General features: G+C 67.8%; 13 protein-coding genes. 7 read left to right on the top strand and 6 right to left on the bottom strand.

Annotated features, from left to right (window positions below):
- The coding region (locus KIH27_RS22655) for a glutamine synthetase (protein WP_250150276.1) at positions 1–131 on the bottom strand (131 nt) is incomplete at its 3' end.
- Between the two features lie 275 nt (positions 132–406).
- Here KIH27_RS22655 and gltB point away from each other — a divergent pair.
- From gltB to KIH27_RS16725, 4 genes are all read left to right on the top strand, one after another.
- Positions 407–5,005 (top strand): glutamate synthase large subunit, encoded by a 4,599-nt coding sequence (gene gltB / locus KIH27_RS16740; protein WP_214094092.1) that lies wholly within the window; start codon positions 407–409, stop codon positions 5,003–5,005.
- Positions 4,998–6,452 carry a glutamate synthase subunit beta gene (locus tag KIH27_RS16735; RefSeq protein WP_214094091.1) on the top strand — a complete coding sequence of 485 codons (1,455 nt, stop codon included), beginning with the start codon at positions 4,998–5,000 and terminating at the stop codon, positions 6,450–6,452. The genes gltB and KIH27_RS16735 overlap by 8 nt, the downstream gene beginning before the upstream one ends.
- A gap of 134 nt (positions 6,453–6,586) precedes the next feature.
- Positions 6,587–7,171, top strand: a complete 585-nt coding sequence (locus KIH27_RS16730; protein WP_214094090.1) for a type IV toxin-antitoxin system AbiEi family antitoxin domain-containing protein — start codon at positions 6,587–6,589, stop codon at positions 7,169–7,171.
- On the top strand, positions 7,168–8,064 hold the full coding sequence (locus KIH27_RS16725; protein WP_214094089.1) for a nucleotidyl transferase AbiEii/AbiGii toxin family protein: 897 nt from the start codon (positions 7,168–7,170) through the stop codon (positions 8,062–8,064). Before KIH27_RS16730 ends, KIH27_RS16725 begins: the two co-directional genes overlap by 4 nt.
- 405 nt (positions 8,065–8,469) lie before the next feature.
- Here the strand turns inward: KIH27_RS16725 and KIH27_RS16720 are convergent, their stop codons facing one another.
- Entirely contained in the window at positions 8,470–9,327 is an 858-nt protein-coding gene (locus KIH27_RS16720) for an LLM class F420-dependent oxidoreductase (RefSeq protein ID WP_214094088.1), read from the bottom strand.
- Between the two features lie 55 nt (positions 9,328–9,382).
- Here KIH27_RS16720 and KIH27_RS16715 point away from each other — a divergent pair, with 55 nt between their 5' ends.
- On the top strand, positions 9,383–9,805 hold the full coding sequence (locus KIH27_RS16715) for a hypothetical protein (RefSeq protein WP_214094097.1): 423 nt from the start codon (positions 9,383–9,385) through the stop codon (positions 9,803–9,805).
- 6 nt (positions 9,806–9,811) lie between these two features.
- On the opposite strand, the gene KIH27_RS16710 is transcribed toward KIH27_RS16715, so the two are convergent.
- A complete protein-coding gene (locus KIH27_RS16710; RefSeq protein WP_214094087.1) occupies positions 9,812–10,450 on the bottom strand; it encodes a TetR/AcrR family transcriptional regulator in 639 nt (212 codons plus the stop codon).
- 75 nt (positions 10,451–10,525) lie between these two features.
- Here KIH27_RS16710 and KIH27_RS16705 point away from each other — a divergent pair, with 75 nt between their 5' ends.
- On the top strand, positions 10,526–11,995 hold the full coding sequence (locus KIH27_RS16705) for a flavin-containing monooxygenase (protein ID WP_214094086.1): 1,470 nt from the start codon (positions 10,526–10,528) through the stop codon (positions 11,993–11,995).
- On the opposite strand, the gene KIH27_RS16700 is transcribed toward KIH27_RS16705, so the two are convergent.
- The 3 genes from KIH27_RS16700 to KIH27_RS16690 are packed head-to-tail and all read right to left on the bottom strand — an operon-like array spanning position 11,992 to position 13,880.
- A complete protein-coding gene (locus tag KIH27_RS16700; protein WP_214094085.1) occupies positions 11,992–12,714 on the bottom strand; it encodes a hypothetical protein in 723 nt (240 codons plus the stop codon). The two genes, KIH27_RS16705 and KIH27_RS16700, sit on opposite strands and share 4 nt — an antisense overlap.
- A 42-nt stretch (positions 12,715–12,756) precedes the next feature.
- Positions 12,757–13,485: a YggS family pyridoxal phosphate-dependent enzyme gene (locus KIH27_RS16695; RefSeq protein WP_214094084.1), complete on the bottom strand. Its 729-nt coding sequence runs from the start codon at positions 13,483–13,485 to the stop codon at positions 12,757–12,759.
- Positions 13,482–13,880 (bottom strand): DUF302 domain-containing protein, encoded by a 399-nt coding sequence (locus KIH27_RS16690; protein WP_214094083.1) that lies wholly within the window; start codon positions 13,878–13,880, stop codon positions 13,482–13,484. The genes KIH27_RS16695 and KIH27_RS16690 overlap by 4 nt, the downstream gene beginning before the upstream one ends.
- 207 nt (positions 13,881–14,087) lie before the next feature.
- On the opposite strand from KIH27_RS16690, the gene KIH27_RS16685 reads away from it, so the two are divergent.
- Positions 14,088–14,351, top strand: a complete 264-nt coding sequence (locus KIH27_RS16685) for a hypothetical protein (protein ID WP_214094082.1) — start codon at positions 14,088–14,090, stop codon at positions 14,349–14,351.
- The last annotated feature ends 2 nt before the right edge of the window (positions 14,352–14,353 follow it).

The raw sequence follows: 14,353 nt of genomic DNA, 5'->3' as shown, positions 1-14,353 counted from the left end.
TCGAACGCGCTCGCGTCGAGTGCCGCCGCCGGGATCGTCAGGTGCTGCATCATGCCCGGCAGATCACAGAACCGGGCGTCGATGTATTCGACGTTCTCGTCGGCGACGAGCTTGAGAATGTCGTCGGCCATGATGGTCCCCTTCGCGTCCGGACAGGCAGACAATAGGGACTCAACATTTCCTGAACATCATCCGATTATTGCGTTGACGTAACGCGGAACTCGTTGCGCCGACGGGGCCGGTTCCTTCACCGAATCGACGGCACGACGTGCAGGTTCGGGTATATCGTGGCGTTGGCTGTCGGGAATTCTCCGGCAGACCCGCCGTCCAGTGCCGCACGGAGTTATCCCCGATCATTCGCCACCGCCAGTGGCGAAACGGCACGGCGGAGGTGAAGCACCAGATGATGACGCCCGGGAGAGTCGGTCTCTACAACCCCGCGTTCGAACACGATTCGTGCGGGGTGGCGATGGTCGTCGACATCCGGGGCCGGCGCAGCCGCGACATCGTCGACAAGTCGATCACCGCTCTGCTCAACCTCGAACACCGCGGCGCAGCGGGCGCCGAGCCGCACAGCGGTGACGGGGCGGGGATCCTGATCCAGATTCCGGACCAATTCCTGCGCGCGGTAACCGAATTCGACCTACCGGCTGAAGGCGCATACGCCACCGGCATCGCGTTCCTGCCCCAGTCGTCCAGGGACGCCGCCGCGGCCTGCGCCGGTGTCGAGAAGATCGTGGAGGCGCAGGGCCTGCGCGTGCTCGGCTGGCGTGACGTGCCGACCGATGACTCCTCGCTGGGCGCGCTGGCCCGCGACGCGATGCCCACACTGCGGCAGTTGTTCATCGCCGGGGCGACCGGCATGACCCTGGAGCGCCGGGCGTATGTGATCCGAAAGCGCGCCGAACACGAACTGGGCACCCGGGGACCGGGACAGGACGGCCCCGGCCGGGAGACCGTTTACTTCCCCAGCCTCTCCGGCCGGACGATCGTCTACAAGGGCATGCTGACCACCCCGCAGCTCGCCGCGTTCTACCTCGACCTCGCCGACGTGCGCCTGCAGAGCGCCCTGGGGATCGTGCATTCCCGGTTCTCCACCAACACCTTTCCGTCCTGGCCGCTCGCGCATCCGTTCCGGCTGATCGCCCACAACGGCGAGATCAACACGGTCACCGGCAACGAGAACTGGATGCGGGCGCGGGAGGCGCTGATCCGCACCGACATCTTCGGCACCGACTCCACCAGCGCCGACCAACTGTTCCCGATCTGCACCCCCGGCGCCTCCGACACCGCCCGGTTCGACGAGGTGCTCGAACTGCTGCACCTGGGCGGACGCAGCCTGCCGCACGCGATCCTGATGATGATCCCCGAGGCCTGGGAGCGCCACGAGAGCATGGACCGCTCCATCCGGGCCTTCTACGAGTACCACGATTCGCTGATGGAGCCGTGGGACGGCCCGGCGTCGATGACGTTCACCGACGGCACGGTGGTGGGCGCGGTGCTGGACCGCAACGGGCTACGGCCGTCGCGGATCTGGGTCACCGACGACGGGCTCGTGGTTATGGCGTCGGAAGCCGGTGTGCTGGACCTCGATCCGGCTCGGGTGGTGCGCCGGGAGCGCCTGCGGCCCGGCCGGATGTTCCTGGTGGACACCGCCGCCGGCCGGATCGTCTCCGACACCGAGATCAAGTCGACGCTGGCGGCGCAACGGCCGTACCAGGCCTGGGTCGATGAGGCGCTGATCCGCATCGAGGAGCTGCCGCCGGGTGCCGCCCCGCGAATGGAACGCGAACGGATTCTGCTGCGGCAGCACATGTTCGGCTACACCTACGAGGAGCTCAACCTGCTGCTCGCGCCGATGGCCCGCACCGGCGCCGAACCCATCGGGTCGATGGGAACCGACACCCCGGTCGCGGTGCTGTCGGCGCGGCCGCGCATGCTGTTCGACTACTTCCAGCAACTGTTCGCCCAGGTCACCAATCCTCCACTGGATGCGATCCGGGAGGAGGTGGTCACCAGCATGCAGGGTGCGCTCGGGCCGGAGGGCGACCTGCTGAACACCGGGGAGCCCACCTGGCGCCAACTGGTGCTGCCGCAGCCGGTCCTGAGCAACGACCAGCTGGCGAAGATCATCGGGCTGCACCCGGATCAGCGGATCGGGTCGCGGGGTCCGCACGGCCTGTCCACCGCCGTCGTCGGCTGCCGGTACCCGGTCGCCGAGGGCGGTACCGGTCTGCGTGCGGCGCTGCAGCAGGTCTGCGCGGAGGTGTCGGCGGCGATCGCGGCCGGCGCCCGGTTCATCGTGCTCTCCGATCGGGGAGCAGACGAGATGCTGGCCCCGATCCCGTCCCTGCTGGCGACCGCGGCGGTGCACCATCATCTGGTCGCCGAACGCACCCGCACCAAGGTGGGCCTGGTGGTGCAGTCCGGTGATGCCCGCGAGGTGCACCACCTGGCGGCGCTGCTCGGCTTCGGCGCCGCGGCGGTCAACCCGTACCTGGCGTTCGAGTCGGTCGAGGACATGCTGGACCGGGGTCTGCTGGCCGGCGTGGATCGTGACCACGCGCTGCGCAACTACGCCAAGGCCGCCGCGAAAGGCGTGCTGAAAGTCATGTCGAAGATGGGTATTTCGACGCGGGCGTCCTACACCGGCGCGCAACTGTTCCAGCCGGTCGGCGTCGCCCAGGACGTCCTCGACCGGTACTTCACCGGACTGCACTGCCCGATCGGCGGGATCACCCTCGACGACATCGCCGCGGACGTCGCCGCCCGGCACCGGTTGGCCTACCCGGACCGGCCGGCGGAGCGCGCGCACCGGGAACTACCGGTGGGCGGCGAATACCAGTGGCGGCGGGAGGGTGAATACCACCTGTTCAACCCGGAGACCGTCTTCAAGCTGCAGCACTCCACCCGCTCCGGGCAGTACGCGATCTTCAAGGAATACACCGCGCTGATCGACGACCAGAGTGAGCGCCTGGCCACCCTGCGCGGATTGCTGAAGTTCAAATCCGGTGTGCGCCAGCCGATACCACTATCCGAGGTGGAGCCGGCAACCGAGATCGTCAAACGCTTTGCGACTGGCGCCATGAGTTACGGCTCGATCTCCGCCGAAGCGCACGAGACGCTGGCGATCGCGATGAACCGGATCGGCGGCCGGTCGAACTGCGGTGAGGGCGGTGAGCACGCCGGCCGCTACCAGCCTGATGAGAACGGCGACTGGCGGCGCAGCGCGATCAAGCAGGTCGCCTCCGCCCGGTTCGGGGTGACCAGCGACTACCTGGTGAACTGCACGGATCTGCAGATCAAGATCGCACAGGGCGCCAAACCCGGTGAGGGCGGGCAGCTTCCGGGAAACAAGGTGTATCCGTGGATCGCCGAGGTTCGGCACGCCACCCCCGGTGTCGGGCTGATCTCGCCGCCACCGCACCACGACATCTATTCGATCGAGGACATCAAACAGCTGATCCACGATCTGAAGAACGCGAACCCGGCTGCACGGATTCACGTGAAACTTGTCGCCGAGAACGGGGTCGGCACCGTCGCGGCGGGGGTGTCCAAAGCGCATGCCGACGTGGTGCTGATCTCCGGGCACGACGGCGGCACGGGTGCGGCGCCGCTGACGTCGCTCAAGCATGCCGGTGCGCCGTGGGAGCTGGGGTTGGCCGAGACGCAGCAGACCCTGCTGCTCAACGGACTTCGGGACCGGATCGTGGTGCAGGTGGACGGGCAGCTGAAAACCGGCCGCGATGTGGTGATCGCGGCCCTGCTGGGCGCCGAGGAGTTCGGGTTCGCCACCGCGCCGCTCGTCGTCTCGGGCTGCATCATGATGCGGGTCTGCCACCTGGACACCTGCCCGGTCGGCGTGGCCACCCAGAACCCCGAACTGCGGCACCGGTTCACCGGGCGACCGGAGTTCGTCGAGAACTTCTTCTGGTTCATCGCCGAGGAGGTGCGCGAATACCTTGCCGCCCTGGGCTTCCGCACCCTCGACGACGCCGTCGGGCAGGTCGGCGCCCTGGACTCCTCGCTGGCCCGGGCGCACTGGAAGGCCCACAAACTGGACCTGGACCCGGTGCTCTACGAACCCGAGTCAGCGTTCATGAATCAGGATCTGCACTGCACCGCCCGCCAGGACCACGGCCTGGACAAGGCGCTGGACCAGCAATTGATCGCGATGAGCCGGGAAGCCCTCGACACCGGGCGGCCGGTCCGGTTCGCGACCGCGATCTCCAACGTGAACCGGACCGTCGGCACCATGCTCGGCTACGAGGTCACCAAGGCGTATGGGGCGCAGGGGCTTCCCGATGACACCATCGACATCGCCTGCACCGGGTCGGCGGGCAACAGTTTCGGGGCGTTCCTGCCGCGCGGGATCACGCTGCGGGTCTTCGGGGACGCCAACGACTACGTCGGCAAGGGGCTGTCCGGCGGCCGGATCGTGCTGCGGCCGCCACTCGACGCGCCGGCCGGCTACGTCGCCGAGGAGAACATCATCGGCGGCAACGTGATCCTGTTCGGGGCGACCGGCGGTGAGGCGTTCCTGCGCGGGGTGGTCGGAGAGCGGTTCGCGGTCCGCAACTCCGGGGCGGTGGCCGTCGTCGAGGGCGTCGGGGATCACGGCTGCGAGTACATGACCGGCGGCCGGGTGGTGGTGCTGGGCCGTACCGGGCGCAATTTCGCCGCCGGGATGTCCGGGGGAGTGGCCTACGTCTATGACCCCGACCGGGAGCTGCGCGGCAATCTCAACACCGAGATGGTGGAGCTGGAGCATCGCGACGAATTCGACGCGGCGGAGACCAGCTGGCTGCACGACCTGCTGCGCCGCCACGCCGAGGCCACCGATTCCGCAGTGGCCCAACGGATACTGGCAGCATGGCCGAGTCAGGGGCGGCACTTCGTCCGGGTGATGCCGCGCGACTACCGGCGGGTGCTCGACGCGGTCGCCGAGGCGAAGGTGGCCGGCTCCGACCCCGACGAGGCGATCATGGCGATGGCACATGGCTGACCCGAGAGGTTTCCTCAAGTACACCCGGCGGATCCTGCCGGCGCGGCGCCCGGTCGACGAGCGGGTCCATGACTGGCGTGAGGTCTATCAGGACTTCGCCGAGGACACCCTGCGCGAGCAGGCGTCGCGCTGCATGGACTGCGGAATCCCGTTCTGCCACAACGGCTGCCCGCTGGGCAATCTGATACCGGAGTGGAACGACCTGGTCCGCACCGGCCGCTGGCGGGAAGCGTTCGACCGGTTGCACGCCACGAACAACTTCCCGGACTTCACCGGCCGACTCTGCCCCGCGCCGTGTGAACCGGCGTGCGTGCTCGGCATCAACCAGCCGCCGGTGACGATCAAACAGATCGAGTACGAGATCGTCGAGCGCGGTTTCCGGGAAGGCTGGGCGGAGCCGATCCGCCCACAGACGCTGACCGGCAAGACGGTGGCGGTGGTGGGCTCCGGGCCGGCGGGCCTGGCCGCGGCGCAGCAGCTCACCCGCGCCGGGCATGCGGTGACGGTGTTCGAGCGCGCCGACCGGATCGGCGGGCTGCTGCGCTACGGCATCCCCGAGTTCAAGATGGAGAAGCGCTTCATCGACCGGCGGCTGGTGCAGATGAGCGGTGAGGGCACGGTGTTCCGCACCGGGGTGAACGTCGGGGTGGATGTGCCGGCGGCGAACCTGCGTGCGGACTTCGACGCCGTGGTGCTGGCCGGTGGCGCCACCGCCTGGCGGGATCTGCCGATCCCCGGCCGGGACCTCGACGGCATCCACCAGGCGATGGAGTACCTGCCGTGGGCCAACCGGGTGCAGGCCGGTGATCTGCCCGAACCGCCGATCACCGCCCGCGGCAAGAAGGTCATCATCATCGGCGGCGGCGACACCGGGGCGGACTGCCTGGGCACCGTGCACCGGCAGGGCGGAACGTGCGTGCACCAGTTCGAGATCCTGCCGCGCCCTCCGGAGATACGGGACCCGGCGGTGACACCCTGGCCGATGTACCCGCTGATCATGCGGACCACCGCCGCCCACGAGGAGGGCGGCGAGCGGGTGTTCTCGGTGAACACCGAGGAGTTCACCGGGCGGGACGGTCGGGTCACCGGGTTGCGCGCCCACGAGGTGCGCCGGCACCGCGGGGTGTTCGAGAAGGTGGCCGGCACCGACTTCGCCCTGGCGGCCGATCTGGTGCTGCTGGCAATGGGTTTCGTCGGCCCGGAGCGCCCGGGGCTGCTCACCGATCTCGGGGTCGAGTTCACCGACCGCGGCGCCGTCGCCCGCAACGCCGACTTCGCCAGCACTGTGCCGGGGGTGTACGTCGCCGGCGACATCGGCCGCGGTCAGTCACTGATCGTCTGGGCGATCGCCGAGGGGCGGGCGGCCGCCGCGAGCGTCGACCGTTACCTGATGGGGCACACCGCGCTGCCCTCGCCGATCACCCCGACGACGGTCGCCATCCACTGAGCGGGCGCACGACGGACTGTGGGGCGCCACCCGGGGGCTGGATCAGCGGAGCGTGCTGCGACAAAAAACAACAGCGTAGGAATCCCTCTACACTAGCGGTGTACGTGTTGAGGTTTCCCTCCGGAGGTGTCGCCATGGCTGCGGGTTCCCCCAAGCTGTTGGCTGCACTGCCGGACACGTTCCGGTACTCCGAGGCGTTGGAGCGAATCAGCGAGCGTCAGCTCAGACGCCTCATCGCAGATGGGCGCATCACGGCGTTGGCGCGCGGCTTGTACCGCAAAAGCGACTGGCACGGCGACGAGGATCTGCTCGAGATCGCGTCAAAATCGCTGAAAGCAACCATCGCGTTGCGTTCGGCGCTGGCCCGCCATGATCTCATCGACGACATTCCGAATGCCGTGGACATCGCGATACCACGGGGCTCGTGGCGGCCGGAGACCACGATCCCGGTTCGCTGGCACCACTTCGATCCCGCAACGTTCGAGGTCGGCCGGTCCACGCTCGCCATCAGCGCTGAACACAGCATCGGGGTGTACTCCGCCGAACGCAGCATCATTGACGCGTTCAGGATGCGGCACCGAGAAGGTGCCGACATGGCCAACGAAGCGTTGAAGCGGTGGCTTCGGCAGGGCGGGCAGCCGTCGGCGCTCCTGCAGATGACCCGAGAATTCCCCCGCGTGTTGACCCCGCTGCGCCAGGCGCTGGAGATCCTGCTGTGAGTCCGGTTTCGCGCGACACTCCGGCCGGGCAGGCATACCTCGACCTGCAAGCACAGGCCAAGGCGTCGGGCAGACTCACCGACGAACTCATCCAGTTGTACGTGTTGGAAGGATTCCTTGCTCGCCTGGCGGTAAGCCCGGTGCGGCAGAGATTCGTCCTCAAAGGTGGCGTGTTGCTTGCCGCCTTCGGCAACCGCCGTCCGACCCGCGACATCGACCTCGCAGGACTTGCGGTGAGCAACGACGTGCAGACGGTCCTCGAACTGGTCCGTTCGGTGCTCGGGGTACCGCTGACCGCCGATGACGGCATCGAGTTCGATCCCGGTTCAGCCAGGGCGGAGGCCATCCGCGAGGAGGACGAATATGCCGGCGTCCGCGTCAGCGTCGGGGCCCGATTGGCACGAGGACGAACACGGTTCCACGTCGACGTCAACGTGGGCGACCCCATCTGGCCCGAGCCCACCCTCGTCTTGGTGCCACGACTGCGGGGCGGCGAGCCGATCGCAATAGCCGGCTACCCGCTGCACATGGTGTACGCCGAGAAGATCGTCACCGCTGCGCAGCGGGGCACGGCCAACACCCGGTGGCGCGACTTCGCTGACATCTGGACGCTCTCGCACCATCACCGTGTCGGTGGATCTGACCTGCAGCACGGTATCGGCGAAGTCGCACGCCACCGGCACACCGCTCTCGCACCGCTTCGAGAGGTGCTCGACGGCTACGCCGATATCGCCCAAGCGCGCTGGGCCGCGTGGCGTCGACGAACCAGCTCCAACCACCTGCCCGAGGCGTTCGATGTGCTGCTCGACGGTGTCATCGAGTTCGCCGACCCGGCGATCACTGGCACCGCCAATGGTCACACGTGGGACCCGGGAATCGAACTCTGGCGCTGAAGATGCGGGTGGGTTGACATTGACAGCTGGTGAAAGTGTCGGCGGCCCCGGCCACGTCTGATAGACCCGCCAACCGAAGATCAGATCGATCACTGCGGTGTGCCGCATTCAGTTTGCCGACGAACCGGTGTCTAATGGTCAACCGTGGGCATTCTGTTAACTCGACGTTAACGTCGACCACACCAGTATCAATCTTCCCGAGTTGAGACGGGAGACAGCACGGTGTACCTCAACCCGACCTACTGCCATCGCCTCGCACGTATGGCCTGGTCCCTGATGCGTCACCCGGTGAAGAGCCGGGGTTTCCCCGCCAAGCACGAGCGTCTCGTCACGTCGGACGAGTTGCTGCGGTTCGCGACCTAGGGTCCGGCCGCGATGCGGCCGGCAGCCGTTTGCTGACCGTGATCAGGCCGGCGCCGTCAGCAGCCCCGAATCCCGCACCGCCTCGGCCAGCGGTTCTAGCACCACGGGATCGTGCGGCGCCGGCAGGTAGACGATCGCCAGGTCCAGACCCTCGGCGCCGAGCGCGGCGGCGTCATCGACGACGCGTCGGTAGTCCAGGTCCGGCTCCAGGCGAACGTGCGCGGAGAGCATGATCTCGCCGGGATCCCGGCCGATGTCTTCACAGTGCGCGGCCAGCACGTCGCGCTTGCGGGCGAATTCCGCCGGCGTGCCGCCGACGAAATTCCAGTGCTGGGCGTAGCGGGCGGCGATCCGCAGCGTGCGCTTCTCACCGCTGCCGCCGATGCAGATCGGCGGGTGCGGCCGCTGCGGCCCCTTCGGTTCGTTGCGGGCGTCGGTGAGGCGGTAGTAGCTGCCGTCAAACGTCGTGGTCTCGCGGCTGAGCAGGCTGATCAGCACCTGGCAGGCCTCCTCGAACCGGTCCATGCGCTCACCGGCCGTGCCCAGCTCGATGCCGTAGGCTCCCGACTCCTCCTCGTTCCAGCCGGCGCCGATCCCCAACTCCAGCCGGCCGCCGGAGATGATGTCCACTGCCGCAACCATGTTCGCCAGCACCGCCGGATGACGGTAGTGGATTCCGGTGACCAGGTTGCCCACCCGCAGCCTGGTGGTGGCCTGCGCCAGCGCGGTCAGCGTCGTCCAGCCCTCCAGGCACGGCCCGGTCGGGTCGGAGAAGATCGGGTAGAAGTGGTCGAACGTCCAACCGGACTCGTAGACGTCGATGTCGTCGGCCGCCTGCCAGACCGCCAGCATGTCGGCCCAGGTGGTGTTCTGCGGGGAGGTTTTGAAGGCGAAGCGCATTCCCCACAGGCTAGTCAGGGACGGGATGACCTAACTAGGGTTACGGTCCGTGGACATAACCCTGGGCATCGACACCAAGATCACCCTGCTGGCCGCCGGCCTGATCTTCCTGCTGGCCCTGCTACTGGGCGTCTGGAAGTACCAGCAGATCGCCACCACCGAGAAGCATCAGGCGCACATCTACGTCGACATCGCGCACCGGGCGGCGCTGCTGTACTCGTTCGCCACCCTGCTCACCGCGGTGTTCGTCGAGTTCAGCGGCTGGCCGACCTGGGTGAACCTGACTGCGGCAATGGTGACGGTGTTCTTCTTCGTGTCGGCGATCGGCAGTTACATGCTGCACGGCGCGCTGCGCGACACCACCAACCAGTTCGAGCAGGAGGGCTGGTTCCTGCGGATGAGCATGGTGTTGCTGATCGCCGGTGAGGTCGGCGGATTCGCGGTGCTGCTCGCCGGGTTCGTCACAGCCCAGTTCTGAGCGGCCTCAGGGCTGTTCGCCGTAGATGCTGGTGACCCAGATGTGCGCCAGCGTGTCGACCACCCGGTCGTGCGGCACCGACGGTTCCTCGGCGGCGAGTGCGGCGATCATCGTGCGCTCGTTCATCTGGTTCAGCGACGTCGCGAGGTCGAGTGCCGGGATCGTCTCCGGCGCCGCCCCCCGGGCTCGTTCAGCGGTGATCATCGCCGCGGTCTGGTTGATCCACTTGCCCATGAAGCCGTTCCACATGGCCCGAAAGTCGGGGCTGCTCGCCAGCGCCTCGGTGCCGGCCCGGGCGATCGCGCGGTGCGAGCCGAATGCGGTGAAGAACGCCCGAATCCCACTGCGCCACACCCGACGCGGGTCGGCGGCGACCCGGCCCACCGCCCCGTCGAACTCGGAGTCGGCCGCGGCGATCAGCGGTTCCAGCAGCGACAGCAGCACCGCGTCCTTGGACTTGAAATAGAAGTAGAACGTCGGCCGGGAGATTCCGGCGCCCTTGGCCAGGTCGTCGACGGAGATCTCTGTGAGTGGACGCTGTGCCAGGAGCTGTTCGGCGGTAGCGAGGATGGCCTGTTCGCGGTCGTCGCCGGACGGACGCGTCGAGCGTCGGCCGTGCGAGCGGGTCGAATTCGGGCTGGCCACGGCCCTACTTTACACGACGTCGGAAAATTCAACAGACTGTTGACTCACTCAACACACCGTTGATAACCTGGCGGCATGACTGAACACCTCGACGTTGTGATCGTCGGCGCCGGCATCTCCGGCATCAGTGCGGCCTGGCACCTGCAGAACCGCTGCCCGAAGAAGAGCTACACGATCCTGGAGGCTCGGGATAACCTCGGCGGCACCTGGGACCTGTTCAAGTACCCGGGCATCCGCTCGGACTCCGACATGTTCACCCTCGGCTTCCGGTTCAAGCCGTGGCAGGACGCCAAGAGCATCGCCGACGGTGAGTCGATCTGGAATTACGTCAACGAGGCCGCCGTCGAGAACGGCATCGACAAGCACATCCGCTACCGGCACCGGGTACTGGGCGCCGACTGGTCAGACGCGGACAACCACTGGACGGTCACCGTCGACAACAACGGCACGCAGGAGCAGATCACCGCGTCGTTCGTCTTCGCCTGCAGCGGCTACTACAACTACGAGCAGGGCTACACCCCGGAGTTCCCCGGCTCCGCGGACTTCGGGGGCACCATCGTGCACCCGCAGCACTGGCCCGAAGACCTCGACTACGCGGGCAAGAAGATCGTCGTGATCGGCTCCGGCGCGACTGCGATCACCCTGATTCCGGCCCTGGCCAACTCCGGCGCCGGGCACGTCACGATGTTGCAGCGCTCCCCGACCTACGTCGGCTCGCTGCCGCTGGTGGACCCGGTCGCGGTGCGGGCCAACAAGTACCTGCCCGAGAAGGCGGCGCACTTCGTCAACCGCTGGAAGGCGATCGGCTTCTCCACCTTCCAATACCAGCTGTCGCGGACCTTCCCCAAGTACATGCGCAAGACGCTGATGACGATGGCCAAGCACCGGCTGCCGGAGGGTTACGACGTGGCCAAGCACTTCGGCCCGCGCTACAACCCGTGGGACGAGCGCCTGTGCCTGGCACCCAACGGGGACCTGTTCAAGACGATCAAGGCCGGCAAGGCCGACGTCGTCACCGACACCATCGAGACCTTCACCAAGACCGGCATCCAGCTGACGTCGGGGCAGCACCTCGACGCGGACATCATCATCACCGCGACGGGTCTGAACATGCAGCTGCTCGGCGGCGCCCACCTGCTGCGCAACGGTGAGCCGATCGACCTGCCGAAGACGATGACCTACAAGGGGCTGATGTTCTCCGGCGTGCCGAACGCCGCGGTCAGCTTCGGCTACACCAACGCCTCCTGGACGCTCAAGGCCGACCTGGTCTCGGAGTTCGTCTGCCGGGTGCTCAACTACATGGACTCGCACGGGTTCAACCGGGTCGAGCCCGAGCACCCCGGTGCCGCGGTGGAGGAGCGGCCGTTCATGGACTTCAGCCCCGGCTACTTCCGGCGCGCGATGGACGCCCTGCCCCGCTCCGGGTCCGAGGCGCCGTGGCGGCTCAAGCAGAACTATCTGCTGGACCTGCGGCTGATCCGGTACGGCAAGGTCGACGAGAAGTCACTGCACTTCTCCAAACACCGTGCGCCGGCGGCGGTCTAGTCGCAGAAGAACTGCTGGCCGATGCCGTACGGCGGGGTCGCCTGCCGGACACAGCCGAACGCGGTGACCGTGTCCGACAGGCGCATCCCGGTCTGCCGGGACAGGCTGACGCAGTACAGCCCGCTCGGGTCCGAACGGCACTGGTAGTCACCGAATTTCAGGCTGTCGCCGTACGGCAGCACCTTCCCGGCGCCGTCGTTGAACACGCCCGGATCGCCGTGCACGCTGCCGATGCTGATCATCGAGCCGTCGAAGTCGACCCAGCCGGGAATCCACTGCCCGACAAGCCCGTCCGGACGGTCAGGGGTGTCACGCAGGCCGGGCAGGCACGACAGGTTCGGCGCCCAGCGCCGGATGCAGCCGGCCAGATGGTTGGGCTCCAGCGGCCCGGGCAGCCGGAACGCCACCTCGTCGCCTTCCAGCTGCGTGGTGGTGTCGTCGCGTTCGACGGTCTGGTAACCGGCCGGGTCGGCGGGCCGACCGGCCGCGATCCAAGCGGCGACGGCCGCGGGTGCGGCGTCCGGCGGCGGCGCCGGCTGCGACGGACTCTGCTGCGGCACGGCCGAACTCGTCGCGCCCGTCGTACTCGTCGTACTCGTCGTACTCGTTGCGCTCGCGGGCAGATCCGGCAGCAGCGCGCTGTCGCTGTCGGGGGCCGCGCACCCGCCGACCACCACCAGCGCACCCATCAACGCCGCGAGCCTGTGCATGGTCGGCATGGTTGGCACCCTACGTGACCACCCGCCCGATCCGGCGCCGATCTAGCCGGTGCTCTCCGGCCAATAGTAGGAATCCGGATACGGCCGAGCACCGAAAATCGCGGTGCCGATCCGCACTTCGGTGGAGCCTTCGGCGATCGCCAGCGCGAAGTCCCCGCTCATGCCCATCGACAGCCGTGGCAGGTCGTGGCCGTGCGCGGCCGCGTCGTCGCGCAGTTCGCGCAGCCGCCGGAAGCAGCCGCGCACCGTGACCTGGTCGGTGGTGTTGATGGCCAGTGTCATCAGGCCGCGCACCCGCATGGTGGGATAGCCGCCGAGCTCGTCGAGAAACGGCAGCAGCGCATCGGGTTCCAGGCCGTACTTGCTCGGCTCGTCGGAGGTCTTGATCTGCACCAGCACGTCGATGACCCGGCCCTCGTCGCTCAGGTGCCGGTGCAGCGCCGCGGCCAGCTTCGGGCGATCCAGCGACTGCACCTCGGCGGCCAGTCGCGCCACCACACCCGCCTTGTTGGTTTGCAGGTGCCCGATCATCACCCAGTCGATCCCGCAGTCGGCCAGCGGCCCGGACTTGTCGCGGATCTCCTGAACCTTGTTCTCGCCGAACCGATGCAGCCCGAGCCCGACCGCCTCGCGGACCACCTCGACGCCGAAGGTCTTGCTGACCGGCAGCACGGTGACCTCGCCGGGATCCCGGCCGGCGTCACGGCAGGCGTCGTCGACCCGCCGGCGCAGCTGCTCCCAGCGGGCGGCCAAGGTGTCCGGGGCGGTCATGCCGGTGCCACCGCCGAATCGGTGGCGCGGTCGATGGTGGCGGCGAGTTCCTCGATCGCCGCGTGTGCCGGCGCCAGTTCCGGACGGCCGGCGGTGACGGCACGCAGATCGCGGTAGCCCAGCCGGACCTGACCTGCGGCATCCTGCCAGGCCAGCGCCTTCGACGGCAGGTCGATGGCCATGGTCTGCTCGGCCTGCATCAATTGCGTTCCCAGCGCGGGGTTGCCGAACAGCAGCACCTGGGTGGGCCGCAGGTCCAGGCCGGCCTTGGTGGCGTGCCCGGAGTGGTCGACCCGCGCCATCACCTTCCAGCCGGCGGCCAGCAGCGCCGCCTCCAGCCGGTCGAGGGTCTCGGAAACCGAATGCGGACTTGACTTCTCGACCCAATTAGACATCGACACGGGTACGTCCTCTCCGACGTTCGGCGAAACCGGATTCCAGTATGCCCGGCGGCCGCACCGCCCTGCTGACTTGTTCCCGATCGAGGCGTGGACCCCTCCGCAGTCGGAGGGCACGAACTCGTTTATATGTATTACAATTGACCGCTGCGCATCGAATTCGCCGGCGCCAGGGTCTTCGCTCACGGCATCACCGTCGACGAGATGCGCGCGGTGATCGAGTACCCGATCTTCGTGAGCCGAGTGGAGCGACGGCGCCCGGACTCTGATCCGCACATCTTCATCGGGAGGTTCGATGAGAACGAGCCCCCTATCGAGGTGGGTGCGGACCGGTTGAGTGCTCGGCATTGGCTGGTGTTCCACGCCATGATGCTGCGTTTGAGCATCGCGAAGGAGTTGGGGTTGGACCGGACGCATCCAGAATTGGTGCGCGACATCGCCGCTCAGCGGACGGAACGGAAGGGGTAGCT

Source organism: Mycolicibacter acidiphilus, assembly GCF_018455725.1.
Taxonomy (GTDB): Bacteria; Actinomycetota; Actinomycetes; order Mycobacteriales; family Mycobacteriaceae; genus Mycobacterium; species Mycobacterium acidiphilum.
Note: the sequence above shows the minus strand (reverse complement) of the source record. Positions and strands in the feature narration are given on the sequence as shown.

What these genes read in the sequence shown, in the direction of transcription:
- gltB (WP_214094092.1), top strand. Translation starts at nt 407, where the DNA reads ATGACGCCCGGGAGAGTCGGTCTCTACAACCCCGCGTTCGAACACGAT.
- KIH27_RS16735 (WP_214094091.1), top strand. Translation starts at nt 4,998, where the DNA reads ATGGCTGACCCGAGAGGTTTCCTCAAGTACACCCGGCGGATCCTGCCG.
- KIH27_RS16730 (WP_214094090.1), top strand. Translation starts at nt 6,587, where the DNA reads ATGGCTGCGGGTTCCCCCAAGCTGTTGGCTGCACTGCCGGACACGTTC.
- KIH27_RS16720 (WP_214094088.1), bottom strand. Translation starts at nt 9,327, where the DNA reads ATGCGCTTCGCCTTCAAAACCTCCCCGCAGAACACCACCTGGGCCGAC.
- KIH27_RS16705 (WP_214094086.1), top strand. Translation starts at nt 10,526, where the DNA reads ATGACTGAACACCTCGACGTTGTGATCGTCGGCGCCGGCATCTCCGGC.
- KIH27_RS16700 (WP_214094085.1), bottom strand. Translation starts at nt 12,714, where the DNA reads ATGCCGACCATGCACAGGCTCGCGGCGTTGATGGGTGCGCTGGTGGTG.
- KIH27_RS16695 (WP_214094084.1), bottom strand. Translation starts at nt 13,485, where the DNA reads ATGACCGCCCCGGACACCTTGGCCGCCCGCTGGGAGCAGCTGCGCCGG.
- KIH27_RS16690 (WP_214094083.1), bottom strand. Translation starts at nt 13,880, where the DNA reads ATGTCTAATTGGGTCGAGAAGTCAAGTCCGCATTCGGTTTCCGAGACC.
- KIH27_RS16685 (WP_214094082.1), top strand. Translation starts at nt 14,088, where the DNA reads ATGCGCGCGGTGATCGAGTACCCGATCTTCGTGAGCCGAGTGGAGCGA.